Annotated in this window: 20 protein-coding genes; 11 read left to right on the plus strand and 9 right to left on the minus strand. The window is 45.6% G+C overall.

Translation table 11 applies throughout. The features are described from left to right. Positions 1 to 20: 20 nt before the first annotated feature. The 6 genes from ABXT70_RS10675 to djlA form a co-directional block, all read right to left on the minus strand. Positions 21 to 680, minus strand: coding sequence for an anthranilate synthase component II (locus ABXT70_RS10675; RefSeq protein ID WP_443640477.1), 660 nt, complete (start codon positions 678 to 680; stop codon positions 21 to 23). After that, positions 677 to 2,038: an anthranilate synthase component I family protein gene (locus ABXT70_RS10680; RefSeq protein WP_443642505.1), complete on the minus strand. Its 1,362-nt coding sequence runs from the start codon at positions 2,036 to 2,038 to the stop codon at positions 677 to 679. Before ABXT70_RS10680 ends, ABXT70_RS10675 begins: the two co-directional genes overlap by 4 nt. 7 nt (positions 2,039 to 2,045) lie before the next feature. Next, positions 2,046 to 2,309, minus strand: coding sequence for a Trp family transcriptional regulator (locus tag ABXT70_RS10685; RefSeq protein WP_443640478.1), 264 nt, complete (start codon positions 2,307 to 2,309; stop codon positions 2,046 to 2,048). 97 nt (positions 2,310 to 2,406) lie between these two features. Then, positions 2,407 to 3,072, minus strand: a complete 666-nt coding sequence (locus ABXT70_RS10690; RefSeq protein ID WP_443640479.1) for a phosphoglycolate phosphatase — start codon at positions 3,070 to 3,072, stop codon at positions 2,407 to 2,409. A 9-nt stretch (positions 3,073 to 3,081) separates the two neighbouring features. Further along, a complete protein-coding gene (gene rpe / locus ABXT70_RS10695) occupies positions 3,082 to 3,750 on the minus strand; it encodes a ribulose-phosphate 3-epimerase (RefSeq protein ID WP_443640480.1) in 669 nt (222 codons plus the stop codon). A gap of 33 nt (positions 3,751 to 3,783) precedes the next feature. After that, positions 3,784 to 4,608, minus strand: a complete 825-nt coding sequence (gene djlA / locus ABXT70_RS10700) for a co-chaperone DjlA (RefSeq protein ID WP_443640481.1) — start codon at positions 4,606 to 4,608, stop codon at positions 3,784 to 3,786. 203 nt (positions 4,609 to 4,811) lie between these two features. Here djlA and ABXT70_RS10705 point away from each other — a divergent pair, with 203 nt between their 5' ends. From ABXT70_RS10705 to ABXT70_RS10740, 8 genes are all read left to right on the plus strand, one after another. Further along, on the plus strand, positions 4,812 to 7,100 hold the full coding sequence (locus ABXT70_RS10705; RefSeq protein ID WP_443640482.1) for an LPS-assembly protein LptD: 2,289 nt from the start codon (positions 4,812 to 4,814) through the stop codon (positions 7,098 to 7,100). Continuing rightward, positions 7,084 to 8,370, plus strand: coding sequence for a peptidylprolyl isomerase (locus ABXT70_RS10710; RefSeq protein WP_443640483.1), 1,287 nt, complete (start codon positions 7,084 to 7,086; stop codon positions 8,368 to 8,370). Before ABXT70_RS10705 ends, ABXT70_RS10710 begins: the two co-directional genes overlap by 17 nt. A gap of 2 nt (positions 8,371 to 8,372) precedes the next feature. Continuing rightward, positions 8,373 to 9,362 carry a 4-hydroxythreonine-4-phosphate dehydrogenase PdxA gene (pdxA, locus tag ABXT70_RS10715; protein ID WP_443640484.1) on the plus strand — a complete coding sequence of 330 codons (990 nt, stop codon included), beginning with the start codon at positions 8,373 to 8,375 and terminating at the stop codon, positions 9,360 to 9,362. Positions 9,363 to 9,384: 22 nt separating this feature from the next. Next, the gene (gene rsmA, locus ABXT70_RS10720) at positions 9,385 to 10,209 is read left to right on the plus strand and encodes a 16S rRNA (adenine(1518)-N(6)/adenine(1519)-N(6))-dimethyltransferase RsmA (protein ID WP_443640485.1); all 825 of its coding nucleotides are present in this window, start codon (positions 9,385 to 9,387) and stop codon (positions 10,207 to 10,209) included. A 9-nt stretch (positions 10,210 to 10,218) separates the two neighbouring features. Continuing rightward, positions 10,219 to 10,605, plus strand: coding sequence for a Co2+/Mg2+ efflux protein ApaG (gene apaG / locus ABXT70_RS10725; RefSeq protein WP_443640486.1), 387 nt, complete (start codon positions 10,219 to 10,221; stop codon positions 10,603 to 10,605). Positions 10,606 to 10,617: 12 nt separating this feature from the next. Further along, positions 10,618 to 11,436, plus strand: coding sequence for a symmetrical bis(5'-nucleosyl)-tetraphosphatase (locus tag ABXT70_RS10730; RefSeq protein ID WP_443640487.1), 819 nt, complete (start codon positions 10,618 to 10,620; stop codon positions 11,434 to 11,436). A gap of 100 nt (positions 11,437 to 11,536) precedes the next feature. Continuing rightward, positions 11,537 to 11,857 (plus strand): thiosulfate sulfurtransferase GlpE, encoded by a 321-nt coding sequence (gene glpE, locus ABXT70_RS10735; RefSeq protein ID WP_443640488.1) that lies wholly within the window; start codon positions 11,537 to 11,539, stop codon positions 11,855 to 11,857. A 12-nt stretch (positions 11,858 to 11,869) separates the two neighbouring features. After that, on the plus strand, positions 11,870 to 12,985 hold the full coding sequence (locus ABXT70_RS10740; RefSeq protein ID WP_443640489.1) for a hypothetical protein: 1,116 nt from the start codon (positions 11,870 to 11,872) through the stop codon (positions 12,983 to 12,985). A 59-nt stretch (positions 12,986 to 13,044) separates the two neighbouring features. Here ABXT70_RS10740 and folK read toward each other — a convergent pair whose 3' ends face one another. From folK to tsaD, 3 genes are read right to left on the minus strand one after another with little or no spacing between them, the layout of a single operon-like run. Then, positions 13,045 to 13,533 carry a 2-amino-4-hydroxy-6-hydroxymethyldihydropteridine diphosphokinase gene (gene folK / locus ABXT70_RS10745; RefSeq protein ID WP_443640490.1) on the minus strand — a complete coding sequence of 163 codons (489 nt, stop codon included), beginning with the start codon at positions 13,531 to 13,533 and terminating at the stop codon, positions 13,045 to 13,047. Continuing rightward, entirely contained in the window at positions 13,533 to 13,892 is a 360-nt protein-coding gene (gene folB, locus ABXT70_RS10750) for a dihydroneopterin aldolase (protein WP_443640491.1), read from the minus strand. Before folB ends, folK begins: the two co-directional genes overlap by 1 nt. A 47-nt stretch (positions 13,893 to 13,939) precedes the next feature. Next, positions 13,940 to 14,974: a tRNA (adenosine(37)-N6)-threonylcarbamoyltransferase complex transferase subunit TsaD gene (tsaD, locus tag ABXT70_RS10755; protein ID WP_443640492.1), complete on the minus strand. Its 1,035-nt coding sequence runs from the start codon at positions 14,972 to 14,974 to the stop codon at positions 13,940 to 13,942. 279 nt (positions 14,975 to 15,253) lie between these two features. Between tsaD and rpsU the strand changes: the two genes are divergently transcribed. The 3 genes from rpsU (at position 15,254) to dnaG (ending at position 18,150) form a co-directional block, all read left to right on the plus strand. After that, entirely contained in the window at positions 15,254 to 15,469 is a 216-nt protein-coding gene (rpsU, locus tag ABXT70_RS10760; RefSeq protein ID WP_046484947.1) for a 30S ribosomal protein S21, read from the plus strand. Between the two features lie 186 nt (positions 15,470 to 15,655). Next, entirely contained in the window at positions 15,656 to 16,102 is a 447-nt protein-coding gene (locus ABXT70_RS10765) for a GatB/YqeY domain-containing protein (protein ID WP_443640493.1), read from the plus strand. Positions 16,103 to 16,125: 23 nt separating this feature from the next. Then, on the plus strand, positions 16,126 to 18,150 hold the full coding sequence (gene dnaG / locus ABXT70_RS10770; RefSeq protein WP_443640494.1) for a DNA primase: 2,025 nt from the start codon (positions 16,126 to 16,128) through the stop codon (positions 18,148 to 18,150). Positions 18,151 to 18,152 lie beyond the last annotated feature (2 nt).

An 18,152-nucleotide genomic window follows, 5' to 3' on the forward strand; every position in this document is an offset into this window, starting at 1 on the left:
TTTAAGTGAATAAAAGTGGGCTATGAACCCAGCAAAAAATTCTGCATCAGCTCTTTACCACCTTCTGTAGCAAAGGATTCTGGGTGAAATTGAATGCCTTGGATAGGATATTCTTTATGTTTCACACCCATAATTTCATAACTGTCTGAACCAAATTCGCCCACCACTGCGGTGAGTTGAAGGCAGTCTGGCATAGATTCTGCTTCTGCCATTAAAGAGTGATAACGCATCACTTCTAGCTGGTCTGGAATGTCTTCAAAGATACCACTGCCATCGTGGCTAATAGGGCTAATTTTACCGTGCATGGGCAAATGCGCCTTCACTACCTTGCCACCAAAGCAATGGACAATACCTTGCATACCTAGGCACACACCAAGTAATGGAATTTTTGGCCCCAATTCTGTGATGACTTGTGAACAAACACCAAAATAGCGTTCATCATCTGGAGAGCCTGGGCCTGGTGAAATGATGATTCTATCCGTCTCAGCTGTTTTGATGTCTGCCACTGTCACTTGGTCATTACGAGCAACGATGACTTCAAACTCACCGATCTTCCCATTAAGTTTGGCTGTTGAAAGTACTTCGCCTATGTATTGGTAGAGGTTATAGGTGAATGAATCGTAGTTATCTATCAGATAGACCGTAAACTTATTCATGGGTTGGCTCATGTTTTGACTCATGATTTAACCCCCATAAACTGCTCTAACACCTTAAGAGTACCAGCGAATTTACGCTGTATTTCTTGGTATTCATCTTCTGAGTTTGAATCATAAACGTTACCACCGCAGGTTTGCACGTATGCTTTAGATCCATTAGCAAATACCGTGCGAATAGGAATGGCAAAGGTGCAGTCGCCATTAAAACCAAAATGGCCTACGGCACCACCATAAGGACCGCGACCATCTAATTCTAAGTCATCAATGATCTTCATGGCTTCAATTTTAGGTGCGCCAGTTAAGGTGCCTGCTGGGAAGTTACTGGCTAAGGCAGAAAACATGTCTTCATTTTCTGCCATTATGCCTACAATTTCACTGGAGATATGTTGCACATGGCTAAAACGTTTAATGTCCATCAAACTACGGACTTTAACGGTGCCAAAGCGAGCCACTCGGCCAATATCATTACGATGCAAATCAACAATCATATTGTGTTCAGCAATTTCTTTGGGGTCGTTTAATAAGGCTCGTGCCAATGCGGTGTCTTCTTCTGGGGTAGCGCCACGTTTGGTGGTGCCTGCCAGGGGGTAGGTTTCCATTTCACCTTGACGCAGGCGGAACAACAATTCTGGGCTTGCACCAATAACTTTTTGCTCACCAAATTTTATGTAATACATTTGTGGGGAAGGGTTAATCACACGTAGCTGTTCGTATAAATTAATACTTTCACCCAACATATCAAAGCGGTATTTAAAGCCTACTTCACATTGGAATATTTTACCTTCTACTATGTCACCTTTAACTTTTTTAACAGCGGCGGCATGCTGTTCGCGGCTCATGTCTTCACCTTGAGGCACGACCTCCAGGCCGCCTATAGTAGGCGTTGGTGCATCAATAAGCGCTTCAATTAAAGCGATACGATTGTCTTCGTAATGGAAGTAAATTAACTCTCCTGTCATCTTGTCGTAAATCAGGCCATCTTTGTACAAACCAAACTTAAACGCATCGAAAGAATCACTGGCAGTAAGGCTTAGACTTGGCTCAAAGTAGTTCATGGCGTCGTAGCCAATATAACCTGTTAAACCACCAGCGTATCGCCGGCTAATGATATTTTGCGGCACGATATCACGCAAAAGGTAATAGGGATTGTCACTTGCATAAGATTGAACGTGGCCATCACGATCACTGATGTGAAGCTGCTTACCATTGGCCCAAAAGATCTGTTCTGGGTCAAAGCCAATCAGCGAATAACGCGAAATATGGCTATCTTCTCCTAAAGATTCGAGCATGTAGCAGGTATCAAAACGTTGTTCAATTTTTTTAAACAATTCAAAAAAATCACAGCTCGAGGTTACTGTTGCATAACTTGGCTTGCGCGCCATTTTTATTTTATTTGGACGGATCAATTTTATAGCTTCCAGCTTGAAGGGCTCTAGAACCTCGGGTTACAGTGGCTATACCCACCCCGAGCTGTTGTGCTACTTGACGTTGGGATACACCTTGAGATAGCAACTCAAAAATTTGTAATCGATTGATCAGTTCTTGTTGTTCATATGGCGTAAGTAACCCCTCAAGTGCCGCTGACATTTGTTCTTCGGTTGTTTGAGTCATGAGGTATTCAACGACGGGAGTAAGGGGTTTATTCTTGATCATAACGAGCAGGTGGTAGACAAATCAGACTGTATCAATGTACTAGTACACTAGCATAGGATTGAGGCGTTGCCAAGGCGTATTTGAACTTAATGCTAATTTAAAGGCTGTCGATAACCCAGTCTGGCTCACACTCGGCCACATCGCGGCCGTGATTATAGCCTCCCCTCACACCTAAACATGGCATGCCACAAGCCTTAGCAGCATTAATGTCATTGCTGGAATCTCCTACCATTAAGCACTCCTCAAGACTGACACCGATCTGCTGGGCCGCCATTAACAAGGGCATTGGGTGGGGCTTCTTCTCAGTAAAACTATCACCCGAATACACTAAGTCAAAATAATGCAATATGCCAAACTGAGATAACAAAGGTTCGGTAAATCGATTGGGTTTATTGGTAACCACGCCTTGGCTAATACCTTTTTGATGCAATTCACTCAACAAAGCTTCAACACCGCCATAAAGATGACTCTGCCGATTACCTAGTTGGTGATAGGCATCCATGTAGAGTTGTAGGGCGTGATCGAATCGAGGATCTACCGATGAGGGCTGGAATTGATTGGCAAGAATTCTTTGAACCAATACAGCCGCACCATTACCTACCCATTGCTCAACGTGGGTCAAACTGGGTGCGTTAATGTTAAGCACATCGGCCATGGACAAACTGGCTGAGTAGAGGTCCGGCAAGCTATTTAATAGCGTGCCATCCAAATCAAACAGCACTAGCTTTGGCTCAAAACCTATCTTATCAAACAATGGCATCATGTTATTAAATCAGCTGGCGGCTAGTTCTTTACGCATCAAATCAATGGTCGCTTCATAGTCATCTGTATTAAAAATAGCTGATCCTGCAACGAAGGTGTCTGCACCAGCACGGGCAATTTCACCAATATTGGCTACTCCAACACCCCCGTCTACCTCAAGGCGTATGTCTAGTCCCGAAGCATCAATATGTTGACGTACTAAGCGTAACTTATCTAACGTAGAAGGAATGAACTTTTGTCCACCAAAACCAGGGTTTACCGACATCAGTAAGATCATATCCAACCGATCCATTACATGATCTAAGTAATGCAACGATGTTGCAGGATTAAACACCAAACCAGCTTTGGCCCCACCGTCTTTAATTATCTGCAAGGAACGGTCTATGTGCTCGCTGGCTTCAGGGTGAAAGGTAATATAACTGGCTCCAGCTGCCAAAAACTCTTCAATCATGCGATCCACCGGCTGCACCATTAAGTGCACGTCAATAGGTGCGGTAATACCATGGTCTCTTAATGCTTTGCACACCATTGGCCCAATAGTAAGGTTAGGCACATAGTGGTTATCCATTACATCAAAGTGCACAATATCGGCACCAGCCGCTAACACATTATCAACCTCGTCGCCCAAACGAGCAAAATTCGCTGCTAAAATGGATGGTGCTATTTTAAAATCAGCCATGGGATTATTTTCCAGTATATGGTGTCAAAAAAACTATTTACGAGATTTCTTAATTGCATCGTAAGCAGCCTGAATTTCTTGAGTTTTTTGTTTCGCCATCTGCATCATTTCATCGGGCAACCCACGGGCAACTAGCTTATCGGGGTGATGCTGACTCATGAGCTTTCTGTAAGCCATTTTAAGGCTTTTTGCATCGCAGTCATGATTTAGACCCAATACACCATAAGCTTGTTTTATGCCCAAATTTCCAGAGCCTTCAAACTGACCTTGGCCACCACCTTGATGAAATGACTGTTCCGCTTTCATGCGCTCAGCAACGGCTTCAAATTCTCGCTGACTAATGCCCAATAACTGGCATACTTGAGCCAAAATACGACCTTCTGCTGGGCTAAATTCACCATCAACTAAAGCCGCTTGTAATTGAATTTCAATAAACATCTGTTTAACTGAGGCATTATTAACCAAAGCTCGTCGCAGGGGTTCTAACACTTGGGCAAGTTCAAAAGCGGTTTCTTTACCCTGACTAAAGCAATCAATGGCACGCTTGCGCATGGCATCCGTAAGCTGCATTCGCGTCATTACAGCTTCTGCATATTTAATTTCTTCGGCTGTGACTTGACCATCGGCTTTAGCAATCTTGCCCATAACGCAAAAGGTGGCATCGAAGAATGCTGTTTGGGCTTTAGCCTGAGTCCAACTTTCAGCCCCTGCAACGCTGCGAATTAATTTGTCGAGGTAGTAGCCGATAGCAGCGCCGAACAACATACCAGAAGGGCCACCAGTTAAGCCGATTAGAGCACCCAGTACCAATCCTGTTCTATGGCGTGCCATATTGGCGCCAAAACTGTAAGTATTCACATATTCACCTGTGTTTAAAAACTCGCCCTATAATAAATCGCCAAAGCCTCAAGCGCCACATTGAACCAAAATAAATTACCTAAATTGATACTTTTAGGCTATTTCGGCCTAATAGAAGCACCTATCTTTGATAATTTGGTTTAAACTTGCTCTTTAACTATTTAGACGCACCAAATTTTTGGTCCACAACCACTGGGTTTCTTTTGTCAATTCGTATACCAACACCAAGCCTTCGTCTGATTCTCGTTTTCCTAGTGACCTGCAGCCTCAGTTCGCTTGCAGCTGCAGACCATGAACCCATTAGCCTAGATTGGCAATCACCAAGCTCCACATCCGATGATGTTTGTTCTGGCTACTATTTGCCTTATCAACCGAGCACCCTAGACCACAATCTTAACCAAGACGAACAACCTCTATATAGTCACTCTGACGCAAGTGAATATGACCAAGGCATCACTCATTTTAAAGGCAACGTAGAATTTCGCCAGGGCACGAGGCAGATCACAGGTGACTCGGCTCGTTTTGATACCAATGGTGGTTATGTTGATATTATAGGCCACGTAACAATGCGCCGCCCTAACATGATTATACAAAGTCAGACAGCCAGTTTTAATAACAACAAGGCCGAAGCTCAACTTAACCAAGCCCAACTTGCCGTGCCTGATAGCGAGCTTCGGGCCACTGCCCAATCTATTGACTACCGCAACGATGACACAGTCACCATGAATGAGGGTAGCTTTACCTTTTGTGCACCAGGCGATAACACATGGGCAATACACAGCAACAGAATAGACATCGATCCCAACTCTGGTATGGGAGAAGCTCAGCATGCCATCCTTAAACTTGGTGTGGTGCCTGTGTTTTATCTACCATGGATGAGTTTTCCAATCGACGATAAGCGCCGCTCTGGATTTTTATTTCCTACTCTAGAGAGCTCAAGTTCCAACGGACTGGATATTACAACGCCATATTACCTAAATTTAGCTCCCAACTATGATGCTATGATTACACCTCGCTTTACTGAGCTTAGCGGCACAAGTTTAACCACAAAATTTAGGCACTTGGGCGAAAACAGTAAGCAAGACTTGAGTATTGACTGGGCGATAGATGACCTCAATGCAGACCGAAAGAGATGGTTAATGGAGTATAACCATGAAGCCAAAATTAGTTCTCAGCTGTCCAGTTCAATACACATTAAACGCGTGAGTGACTTTGAGCTATTCGGTGATTATGATCTAAAACAGACCAGTGCTGAGAAGGCATCTATTATCAGCAAGGCTAAAATTAACTACCAGGGCCAAACATCTTTGCTAAATCAGGCCAGTTTAGCAGCTATTACTCGTCAAAATATCGGTACAGGGGTTCCTGCCTATAATCAACTGCCCCATGCAACTCTTTCTGGGGGAGGCTTGATGAACCAAGGGCAGCAGGACATCAATGCTAGCTACAGTGTCGACCTCAGCCGATTTACTAGAGACACCGAAGGCTTAACAGGCAGCAATAAAATCACTGGCATCCGCACACACCTGCTGCCAAGTATGGGCACCAGCTGGGTAAATGATTATAGCTTCATTAAACCGAAAATCAGCCTACCTGTTACGGCTTACCAGCTGAACGACACGCCATCGAACATCGCCCCAAACAATACTCGCGTGATTCCTCAATTAGAAATTGATAGCGGCTTATTGTTTGAGCGTCCACTCTCTGGTGGCTACCTGCAAACACTAGAGCCCAGATTATATTACGCCTACGCGCCATATAAACAACAAGATGACGTGGCTATTTTCGATACCAGTGCAATTAGTAGTCCTTTATATGGGCCTAACCGATTTAGTGGTCTCGACCGCATAGGTGACACTAACCGCGTGACCATAGGCCTAGACAGCCAATTTTTAAATGCCCAAGGTTGGCAAAAAGCCAAGTTATCCATTAGCCAAATGCATTACCTTAGTGATCGTAAAGTTCAGCTAAGCAGTACTAGTGCCCCTAGCACTGAGAATTCATCACCAATTTACGGTTCTATGGATTATAGTTTTAACCCCAATTGGACCTCAAATTTAAGTGTGACTTGGAGCCCTAACTTTGCGGATATTCAGTCCACTAGCGCCAATATGAAATACCAAGGTGGTAACAACAAAGTTTTTGATTTCAAATATACTGAAACGTCGAGAAGTACACAACAAGGTGAAGTGTCTTTGATGTGGCCTCTAGCACCCCATTGGACCCTAGTCGCTAAGCGAAAAGAAGACATTCGTAACCAACAGTTGCAGGATGAAATTGTGGGTGTAAGATACGCTAACTGCTGTTGGCAGGCCAGTTTGGTTAACCGTTATTGGTTAGTGAGCCAAGCCAAGGGCATTGAGCACGGCATATTTTTTGAGCTTTCTCTTAAGGGCCTGGGTAAGAGTAACAAACAATTGACCTCAGGCGAAAAAGTGTCCATGGCAGATATCATGAAAGGAATTGACGGCTACAATGAATACACTCAGTAAATGGGGCATCAACCTAGGTTTAACCTTAGGTTTAGCATGTTCTTACTCAGTTTTTGCTGCGCAAAAGCTTGACAGCATTGTCGCTATAGTTAATGACGGCATCGTCTTACAAAGCGATCTAACAATTCGTCTTTTAATAGTGCAACGTCAGTTCTCCAATGACAATACCAAATTACCAGATCTAAACGTTCTTACTAACCAGGTATTAAACCAGCTCATCATTGAGAACTTACAGTTACAGTTAGCAACAAAAAAAGGCGTACACATTGCCGACCCAACCGTAGACATAGCCATCGAGCGCATTGCTAAAAACAACAAGATATCCGCCGATAAGCTTGAGCAAGCTATTGCTGATAATGGTGAGACCATGGTGCAGTTTCGGACCAGAATTCGCCAAGAATTAACCATTAAAGAAATTCAAGTCACTTCTGTCAACCAACGTATTCGCATTAGCGAACACGAGGTAGATCGATACTTAGCCTCAAACCAAGGCCAGCAGCTCGCCGATACTGAGTATGAAATTGGCCATATCTTAATCAGCTTAAGTGCGCAGCCAGATGCCCAAGAACTTGAGGCAGCGCAACAAACGTTAAACGCCATCAACAGCGCTATAGAAAAAGGTGACGAGTTTGGCAGCATTGCTGCAACCCACTCTGATGCCTTAAATGCTTTAAAAGGTGGCAGTTTGGGCTGGCGTAAAGGCAGCCAGCTGCCCGAACTATTTGCTGAACCTATTAAGGCCATGGTGGTTGGTGAAGTAAGCTCACCTATCCGCAATAGCAGCGGTTTTCACGTCATCACTTTAATCGATAAGCGTGGCGTGAGCATTCAAACAGTGGCTCAAACCAAAGTTAATCACCTATTGATTTTGCCTAATGAAATTCGTTCGCCTGACCAAGCTGAAGTGCTTATTAACGAACTTCACCAACGCTTGATTAATGGCGCCGACTTTTATGACCTTGCCCGCGCCTTTAGTGACGACGCGAACTCAGCACCCAGCGGTGGTGATTTAGGCTGGCTCAATGCAAACCAACTTCCAGCTGTGTTGCAAACAGCGCTGAATGTGCTTGCCGTAGAAGAGTTAAGCCAACCAATACAAAGTAAAAATGGCTGGCACCTGCTACAAGTCGTAGAGCGTCAAACCAAAGACGTTGGCCAAGCCAACCTGCGTTTCCAAGCTAAGCAGGCTATTAGAAAAACTAAGTTCCCTAACGAGCTAGAAAATTGGTTGAGCGCAATTCGTAACCAAGCCTACATAGAGATCCGTTAACCATGCAGCGACTACTTGTTACTGCAGGAGAACCTGCAGGCATTGGCCCTGAACTATGCTTAACCCTGGCAGGGCAACCAAGCACTATAGTGCAGGATGCCGAAATTGTGATTGTGGCAGATATGGGCCTACTGCAAGATCGTGCAGCGCAACTAGGTTTAGCTATCGATTTTTGCCATGTAAACCTAGAACAAGCCATTACACCCACGGCAGCCAACCAGCTTAAAGTGTTGCACGTACCCTTAAAGGTTAAAAGCCGCGCTGGGCATTTAGATTCCAATAATAGCGCCTATGTGTTAAACACCCTTGACTTAGCTTGTGACGCTTGTCTTGAAGGACAAGCTCATGCCATGGTGACAGCGCCTGTGCATAAAGGCATTATTAATAGAGCAGGCACTGCCTTTAGCGGCCACACAGAATATTTACAAGCCCGCTGTAATGTTGATCAGGTGGTGATGATGTTGGTTTGTGATGCCATGCGCGTCACCCTAGCCACCACCCATTTGCCCTTGCAAGATGTGTCTGCAGCAATTACACCAGAATCACTAAGCCAAATTCTGCACATTATTGATGCCGAGTTAACCACCAAATTTGGCATTACCCAACCGTGTATCTATGTGTGTGGTCTTAACCCCCACGCAGGAGAAGATGGCCACTTAGGTAGAGAGGAATTAGAGGTCATTATTCCTACCTTAGAAAAATTACGTGGCAAGGGATTAAACCTTGTTGGTCCCTTGCCTGCCGACACCTTATTTAACCCTAAAAATTTAACAAAAGCAGATGTAATCCTTGCTATGTATCACGACCAGGGGTTACCCGTGCTAAAATATGCGGGCTTTGGTGACGCTGTTAATATAACCTTGGGATTGCCCATTATCCGCACCTCAGTAGACCATGGCACCGCACTAGATTTAGCTGGCACCGGCCAAGCCGCAAGCAGCAGTCTGTTAAAAGCTGCCGAAAGTGCATTACAACTTTCTCTGCACATATAGGCCGCCCACATACGAGATTTTTATGGCCAGTCAGTCCCCAAAAAAACACCAAGCGCGTAAGCGATTTGGTCAAAACTTTTTGCACGACCAGGGCATTATCCGCCATATTGTGGCCTGCATTCGGCCAAAATCCGAACAAAGTATCGTAGAAATTGGCCCAGGCTTAGGCGCTATTACAGAACACTTGCTAGTGGCAGCAGGCCATCTGGACGTGGTAGAATTAGACCGCGACCTACTGCCCCACCTACGAATTTCATTTGCCAGCTATGGCGACAACCTGCGTATTCACGAAGCGGATGCCCTGCAATTCGATTTTTCCAAGCTCAGTGAAGACAACCTAAACCCAAACAAACAGCTACTGCGTATCGTAGGCAATTTGCCATACAACATTTCCACTCCATTGATTTTTCATCTGCTAAGCTACACCGACCTTATTTCTGACATGCACTTCATGCTACAAAAAGAAGTAGTGTTACGTTTGGCCGCAGGAGCGGGCACCAATAACTATGGTCGCCTAAGCATCATGGCACAATATTTTTGCCGTGTGGATAATCTGTTCGAGGTACCACCAGAGGCATTTGATCCACGACCTAAAGTGGATTCTGCCATCGTACGTATGGCGCCTTATATAGAATTACCCCACACTGCACACGACTTTAAGCACTTTGAGCAGCTGGTTAAAAGCGGTTTCGCTCAACGTCGTAAAACCTTGCGCAACAACCTTAAAGGCATTGCTGATGACGAACAGTTGCAAAGTTTGGGAATTGACCCTAGCATTCGTCCAGAACGTTTAACCGTAGGCGAATTTGTCGCCATTAGTAACTTATTGACCCAAACACCGAGTTAGAGCCATAACATGAGCACCTTAAGCAACAATTACGACCTTAACGTAGGCGTCAAAACAGAGTTCCTTGCAGAACAGTCTGATCCTAGCCGCAATCGCTACGTATTTGCCTACAAGATAACCATCACTAACAGTGGTATTCAGAGCGCCCAGCTTATGAGCCGTAAGTGGATTATTACCGATGGCGACGGTAAAATCCAAGAAGTCTCTGGCCAAGGCATTGTGGGACAACAACCCATCATCGAACCGGGTCAGCAGCATCAATACACCAGCGGCACAGTGTTAGAAACCAAAGTTGGTAGTATGAGCGGTTCTTACAGCATGATTGCAGCAGATGGCCATGAATTTTCTGCACTTATACCGTCTTTTACCCTGTCTTACCCCAACGCTCTGCATTAACACTCTATAACTATGGCCAGTTACGCAGTAGGCGATGTTCAGGGCTGCTTAGACGCCCTTAAAGCTTTATTAGACAAAGTGGGTTTTACTGCTGGGGATACCCTATGGGTTGCAGGTGACCTAGTGAATCGCGGGGCCAACTCACTTGAGACCCTACGTTTCATTAAATCTTTGGGTAACCAAAGTAAAGTAGTGCTGGGCAATCATGACCTCCACCTGCTGGCCCTTCACGCTAAGGATGCTCAATTAAAACCCAATGATACCCTAGAACCCATATTTAAAGCCCATGACCGTGAGCCCTTGTTAACTTGGCTGCAACAACAACCGCTGCTGCACTATGATGCCCCGTTCGACACCGTAATGACCCATGCAGGCATTCCCCCATGCTGGAACTTACAGCAAGCGCAGCAACATGCCCAAGAATTACATGAGCTATTGCAGAGCGATACTGCCCCATCATTTTTTGCCCGTATGTATGGTAATCAGCCTGACCTTTGGCACGATCAACTTAAAGGCATGGACCGCTGGCGCTGCATTACTAACTATTTCACTCGCATGCGTTTTATCACCCCTAACAGCCAGTTAGATTTTACCCAAAGTGGTAACACAGATCTCAATGTTAATGATGGAACTGCTCCATTGCTACCTTGGTTCAATGTACCCAGTGCTGTGACTGCACGGCAGGTGTTTGGCCACTGGGCAGCGTTAAGAGGTGAAACTGGAAAAGACCATGTTATTAACCTCGATATGGGTTGTGTTTGGGGTGGCCACCTTAAACTAATACGTCTAGAAGACGGCCAATGTTTTAACGTAAGTTGCCAGAAAGCATAACCTTATCGACACTACTCTTATTATTAGTATTTTCTAATATATAATTGCACAAACAACGTACAAGCACTACACTGCTGCTCTGCTTATATAGGAATTAAATATGTCTGAAGTTACTTCCATTGCCCCAGTTGACGTTATGGACAAAGTTAACCAAGGAGCCTACCTAGTAGATATCCGTGATGTGAATAGCTACCAAAGTCATCATATTAAAAACAGCGAACGTATTGATAACGACACACTGCCCAACTTTTTACGCGAAGCTGACATGGATAAACCCATCATCGTTTGTTGTTACCACGGCATCAGTTCTATTCAAGCCGCAGGCTTTTTATCCCAACAAGGGTTTGACGAAGTGTATAGCTTAGAAGGAGGTTTCGCTGCCTATTCTTTGCAGCATCCAGAGCACTGCAGCTCACTATGAGACATACCGTCCATGGCCACTAGTAAGACCTATTTAGTAGGTGGCGCTGTGCGCGACTACCTACTAGGCCTAACTGTACACGAGCGTGACTACGTGGTGGTAGGCAGTACACCTGAAGCCTTGGTTGCTTTAGGGTATACCCAAGTGGGTAAAGACTTTCCAGTATTCTTACATCCCACAAGTAAAGAAGAGTACGCCCTAGCACGCACCGAACGTAAATCTGGCCAAGGATATAAAGGTTTTCAAGTGCACGCCACACCAGATGTTACCCTAGAAGATGACTTGTTGCGTCGCGACCTCACTATCAATGCTATAGCTCAAGCGTCAGACGGCCAGTTCATCGATCCCTATGGTGGCCAACGAGATATACAAGCAAAGCTCATACGCCATGTTTCAGAAGCTTTTAGTGAAGACCCCTTAAGGGTATTAAGAGCCGCTCGATTTGCAGCTCACCTTAACCACTTAGGTTTTAGCATCGCCACAGAGACTAAAGCGTTATTGGTTACCATCACCCACTCAGGTGAGCTAGCCACCTTGGCTAAAGAACGCATTTGGCATGAAACCCACAAAGCCCTGCACAGCCAGAGCCCATGGGTATATTTTGAAGTATTGGAAGCTTGCGGTGCATTACAAGAACTAATGCCTAGCGTAGCTGAATTGCTCAGCCGGAGGCCTCAAGCGTTAAACACGCTCAAGCTGTTAAGCGAATCCAACACCAGCACCGAAGTGCGTCTCACCGGTTTATTATATCAACTCAATAAACCTCAAATCGAAGACCTTGCAGCACAAATAAAGATACCCAACGCACCTAAAGCTTTAGCCCTAGCCACCAGCAACCACCAACGGCAATTACGCGCTTATACGGAGTTAGACGCAGCACAAAAACACCTGCTTCTTAGCAACCTTGGCCTCATCCGCCACACCGAATTATTAGATGACCTCCTTAGCCTATGCCAAGCCATTACCCAAAGCCAAGAACCTCTTTTTGGGTGGCAATCACCAAAGCAACACATCTTAGATGACTTAGAAAGTATACAAAGCGTAAAACCTGCTGAATTAATGGCCCAAGGTTATAACGGCAAGGCCCTAGGTGAGGCGCTTAAAAAAGCCCAAATAGCATCTATCTGAATCATAAGCAAACCTTCAAAAAGAGCACGTGTATGTTTTCTAACTTCCCAGCTCAATGGTCAGAAGTGGTGCTGAGTAGGCAGTACAATTTGATCAGACTCAAAGGATTCGTTGAGGTCCTTAATAGTCTGGGCCCTCGTTGGGTGCACTAGATTCGGTGCTAGATCTGCTAACGGTTGCAGCACATAGGCGCAGGTTAAAATATCTGGCCGAGGTACTTTAGCATATTCATCCACTAAATCACCAAATAGCAATAAATCCATATCTAGGCCATGGTTAGTGGGTTTGTAGCTTGAATCTGCCAGCCTTTGGCGCCCATGTTTGGTTTCAGTAGCGCGTATCCACGCCATCAACTGTGGATGATTCATGGGGCATTCAAAAGCCACCACCATATTGAGAAAATCTGGCCCATCCATACCCACTGCTGGGGCTAGGTAGACCGGTGACAGCGCTACTTTCCCAAAGGCTGACCTTAGCTCGGCTATACCTGCTTGGAGACTAGCTTGGGGCTCTATGTTGGCTCCAAGACCTAAGTAAACGTGTGTCATCACGCTGGCTTTTGGCCACGCTCAATTATTACGCCCACATCGCAGGCATTAGCAATGGCGTCTGGTTTGCCTAGCTTTATGCGCACAAAAGGCACGGCGAATTCAGCCAAAATTAACCCCGCAATTTCTTCTGCCATAGTTTCCACCAGTAAAAATTCGCTTTGCTCTATAAACTGCGTCAGCCTGTCTGATACATCTTTGTAGCTCACGGTACGATCGATGTCTTCAGTGGCTGCAGAAGGGCTAATATCCACCGCCATTTCTACATCTAATACCACCTTTTGGCGAATTTCACGCTCCCAGTCAAAAATCCCAATGACGGTGTCTACGGCTAGGCCATGTACATATACTGTGTCCATTGTAAGCTCTCTTTGTTTAGATCGTTGTTTGGGTCTTAATACGGTTGTTATTGAGCTACCGCTGGCAGTTCATTTAATGGCCAACGGGGCTTTACTTTAAGTGTCAGGTCATCGTGTTGGCCTGCCGCCAAACGTTGAGCACCGGCGTAAGCAATCATGGCGCCGTTATCAGTGCAGTATTCAGGCCGTGGGTAATAGACTTTAGCGCGTAATTTAGCCGTCTCTGCCGCTAGTTTTTCACGCAAGCTTAAGTTAGCACTTACTCCACCTGCCATTACTAAGCTAGATAGCTTCGTCTGCTGGAGCGCGCGTCGGCACTTAATGGCTAAGGTATCAACTACGGCCTGTTGAAAAGCCATGGCAATATCTGCTTTATCTTGCTCATTCAATTGCCCCTGCTGCTTTTGAATATCTTGAATAGCATAAAGTACAGCAGTTTTTAAACCGCTAAAGCTCATGTCTAATCCAGGCCTATCTACCATTGGCCGAGGGAACTTAAAACGTCTGGCGTCCCCTTGCAAGGCCAACTTAGCCACCAAAGGGCCACCTGGATAATCTAGATCCATCATCTTAGCGACTTTATCGAAGGCTTCCCCAGCGGCGTCGTCTAGGGATTCGCCTAGCAATTCGTATTCACCTAAAGACCTTACATGCACCAGCTGTGTATGGCCACCCGAAACCAACAAAGCCACAAACGGTGGTTTAGGAGCATTTTCTTCTAACATGGGAGCCAAAAGGTGACCTTCCATGTGATGCACGCCAATAGTAGGCAGATCCCACGCCATACCTAAAGCACGCCCTGTGGCAGCTCCCACCATTAAAGCACCAATTAGACCAGGCCCTGCAGTGTAAGCAACGCCATCTACATCACCGTAGGCTAAGCCAGCCTTATCGAACACTTCTCGCATTAACGGCACTAGCTTACGAATATGATCACGGGAGGCTAGCTCCGGCACAACGCCGCCGTATTCGGCATGCACAGCAACTTGGCTGTAAAGGGCCTCTGACAATATGCCCTTTTGGGTGTCATAAATAGCGACCCCAGTTTCGTCACAAGATGTTTCTATGCCTAATACGCGCATCAATAAGCCAATTATTTCTATTATCTATATATGTAGGGCGCAAATTTTACCTTTCATCAAGCCTAATGACCACACGTACAAGTGCGATTTTCTCCATCTGTGAAAAACACCTTTAACTTGATGAAAAATTGGCTTTACACTGGCCAACACATAAGAGTAAAATATGCGGCCTTAATCAATTAGAAACACTTCCTCTGGCCAGCATTTATGCCCACAAGGAAATGAATAGAAAAACATTCGGATTGCTGCCTAATGCAGCGTCCACAATTAGGTAAAGATATGCCAGCTGTAAAACTGAAAGACAACGAACCATTTGATATTGCCCTACGTCGCTTCAAACGTGCTTGTGAAAAAGCAGGTACTTTAGCAGACGTTCGCAAGCGCGAATTCTACGAAAAGCCAACCAGCGTTCGTAAGCGTCAAGCTGCTGCCGCTGTTAAGCGCCACGCTAAGAAGCTAGTACGCGAAAATCGTCGTCACGTACGTTTATACTAGGCTGTATTCCTAATATAAAACCTTGCACGACCTGCTTTACAGCCTGACAACCAAAGGCTAGTATGTAAAGCTATGCATAGGGGCGGTTTTTCAGTTACCCGCCCCTTTGTCGTTTCTGACGTTTACGCATTTAACGTAACCTAAGTAAAGCCATAATTACTGAAACCAACACAGCGAGAATTCACCATGTCGGACTTAAAGCTTCAACTTAAAGATGCTCAAAAACAAGCCATGCGTGACAAAAACAAACCTCGCCTAACCTGCATCCGCACCATGATGTCAGAATTCAAACGCATCGAAGTTGACGAGCGCATTGAATTAGACCAAGCCCGCGGCCTCGCAGTGCTTGATAAGATGCTTAAGCAACGTCGTGACTCTATCAGTCAATACGAAGCTGCTAACCGCCAAGACTTAGCTGATATTGAACACTCAGAAATAAGCGTGATTCAAGAATTCTTACCTACCCCATTAACAGAAGACGAAATAAGTGCCCTTATCACCCAAGCCATTACCGATTCTGGCGCCAGCAGCATGCAAGATATGGGCAAAGTTATGGGCATTCTCAAACCACAGTTGCAAGGCCGCGCTGATATTGGCAAAGTAAGTGGTAAGATCAAAGCACAACTCGCTTAAGCTTTTATTAAAAGGCAAACCACTTGGCGTCACGCATACCGCAATCATTTATAGATGACCTTCTAGACCGCACCGACATCGTCGATCTGGTGGACGGTCACGTAAAGCTTAAAAAAACAGGCCGCAACTATTCCGCATGCTGCCCTTTCCATAAAGAAAAGACCCCTTCTTTTAGCGTTGCTCCCGATAAGCAGTTTTACTATTGTTTTGGTTGTGGCGCTGGTGGCAACGCCATTGGCTTTTTAATGCAATTAGAAAATCTTAATTTCCCTGAAGCTGTAGAAGAACTCGCAGGCAAAGCTGGCCTCACCGTGCCTAAAGACGACAACGTCACCAGTAAAGCTGCATCTGCAGCCAGCCAAGCTAAAACCCAAGCTCGCAATCAGGCTTACGACTTACTGAACCGTGCCAGCCAATATTATCAAAGCCAGTTACGCCGTCATCCAGATCGGCAAAAAGCCGTCACTTACCTTAAAGGCCGCGGCCTAAACGGCCAAATAGCACAACGATTTGGGGTAGGTTATGCACCCATCGGCTGGCAAAACCTGATGCAAGAACTGGCACCCAAACCAGAACTAGAACAACCACTTATTGATTCTGGCATGGTAGTGGAGAAAGAGGAAAATAAACGCCGCTACGACCGCTTTCGGGATCGCATCATGTTCCCTATCAAAGACTATAAAGGTCGCATTATTGCATTTGGCGGACGAGTATTGGGTGACGAAAAACCCAAGTACCTGAACTCTCCAGAAACTGTGGTTTTTCATAAACAAAAAGAACTTTATGGCCTCTACGAAGCTCGCCAACACGAACGCAGTCTTAAGCGTATTATGGTGGTTGAAGGCTACATGGATGTGGTGGCGTTAGCACAGCACAACATCAATTATGCCGTAGCTACCCTTGGCACCAGCACCAGCAGTTTTCATTTAGAACGCATCTTCAAATTAGTCAGTGAAGTGGTGTTTTGTTTTGATGGTGACGCAGCGGGTCTAAAAGCAGCAGATCGCGCAATGCACACCTGCCTACCTTTTATGGAAGATGGACGACAAGCACGCTTTTTATTATTGCCCGATGGTGAAGACCCGGATTCTTTAGTACGCCAAGAAGGTAATGATAAACTTACGGCACGCATCACAGACGCTACGCCACTGAGTGATTTTTTGTTTCAGCGCTTAGGCAAAGACCTAGACCCACATAATCTAGAGCACAGAGCAAAACTTGCTACCGACGCCAGCCCATTAATAGCCATCATCCCCAAGGGCATCATGCGCAGCATGATGCAGGCTCGATTAAGTAAGATTACCGGCTTAGACAAAGACACCTTAGCAGAATTAAGCGCACTTAAAGCACCAACCCCTTTACCAGCCGCTCAAACTCTGGCTATATCCCACACCAAAACACCAACTTCAGTAGCTAGCGAAACCACACAGGCTACGGCACACAATAGCACCCATGAGTATGCCGATTACCACATGGCGGATGCCAACCCAGAGTTAATTGAAGACACCCATCACCGGCACAATGAAACTCATTATACCGCTTCGTCTGAAGACCATTCTCTATCGGCAAAGCAGCACTTTAGTGCCACTTTGCCCAAGGTACAAAATCCTGCTCATGCCGCAATCCGGATTATCTTGCGACACCCAGAAACCGTAGAACATATCAACGAGATACCCAGCCATTTGGCCGAATTAAAGATGCAGGATGCCGGCGTACTCACTCAATTGCTTAGCACCGTACAGACCATGCGCAAGGCATTGAAACGCTGGCCAAATCCAGCAGAATTACATATTGAATGCTCCACGTGGGATGCATGGCCTATGTTACGACAACTGGCCGCCATGGAATCCCTGCTGCCCCAAGGCAACTACCCACAACAACTAGAAGAAGCCATTAGCCGCCTATTGGGTCACCATTTTGAAGAGCGCTTCAACCAGCTAATGCACCTCGCATCACAACCCAATGCCGATGCCAACACAAAGAAACAGCTAAAAGAGCTTTTAAAGGAAAAAGAAGAGTTGCAAAATCGGCTAAAAAGTAGACAATAGGC

The sequence above is a fragment of the Candidatus Njordibacter sp. Uisw_039 genome (genome assembly GCF_047730075.1).
GTDB lineage: Bacteria > Pseudomonadota > Gammaproteobacteria > Pseudomonadales > Balneatricaceae > Njordibacter.

Coding starts and splice junctions, on each gene's coding strand:
- ABXT70_RS10675 (WP_443640477.1), bottom strand. CDS start 680: ATGAGTCAAAACATGAGCCAACCCATGAATAAGTTTACGGTCTATCTG.
- ABXT70_RS10680 (WP_443642505.1), bottom strand. CDS start 2,038: ATGGCGCGCAAGCCAAGTTATGCAACAGTAACCTCGAGCTGTGATTTT.
- ABXT70_RS10685 (WP_443640478.1), bottom strand. CDS start 2,309: ATGATCAAGAATAAACCCCTTACTCCCGTCGTTGAATACCTCATGACT.
- ABXT70_RS10690 (WP_443640479.1), bottom strand. CDS start 3,072: ATGATGCCATTGTTTGATAAGATAGGTTTTGAGCCAAAGCTAGTGCTG.
- rpe (WP_443640480.1), bottom strand. CDS start 3,750: ATGGCTGATTTTAAAATAGCACCATCCATTTTAGCAGCGAATTTTGCT.
- ABXT70_RS10710 (WP_443640483.1), top strand. CDS start 7,084: ATGAATACACTCAGTAAATGGGGCATCAACCTAGGTTTAACCTTAGGT.
- pdxA (WP_443640484.1), top strand. CDS start 8,373: ATGCAGCGACTACTTGTTACTGCAGGAGAACCTGCAGGCATTGGCCCT.
- rsmA (WP_443640485.1), top strand. CDS start 9,385: ATGGCCAGTCAGTCCCCAAAAAAACACCAAGCGCGTAAGCGATTTGGT.
- apaG (WP_443640486.1), top strand. CDS start 10,219: ATGAGCACCTTAAGCAACAATTACGACCTTAACGTAGGCGTCAAAACA.
- ABXT70_RS10730 (WP_443640487.1), top strand. CDS start 10,618: ATGGCCAGTTACGCAGTAGGCGATGTTCAGGGCTGCTTAGACGCCCTT.
- glpE (WP_443640488.1), top strand. CDS start 11,537: ATGTCTGAAGTTACTTCCATTGCCCCAGTTGACGTTATGGACAAAGTT.
- ABXT70_RS10740 (WP_443640489.1), top strand. CDS start 11,870: ATGGCCACTAGTAAGACCTATTTAGTAGGTGGCGCTGTGCGCGACTAC.
- folK (WP_443640490.1), bottom strand. CDS start 13,533: ATGACACACGTTTACTTAGGTCTTGGAGCCAACATAGAGCCCCAAGCT.
- folB (WP_443640491.1), bottom strand. CDS start 13,892: ATGGACACAGTATATGTACATGGCCTAGCCGTAGACACCGTCATTGGG.
- tsaD (WP_443640492.1), bottom strand. CDS start 14,974: ATGCGCGTATTAGGCATAGAAACATCTTGTGACGAAACTGGGGTCGCT.
- rpsU (WP_046484947.1), top strand. CDS start 15,254: ATGCCAGCTGTAAAACTGAAAGACAACGAACCATTTGATATTGCCCTA.
- ABXT70_RS10765 (WP_443640493.1), top strand. CDS start 15,656: ATGTCGGACTTAAAGCTTCAACTTAAAGATGCTCAAAAACAAGCCATG.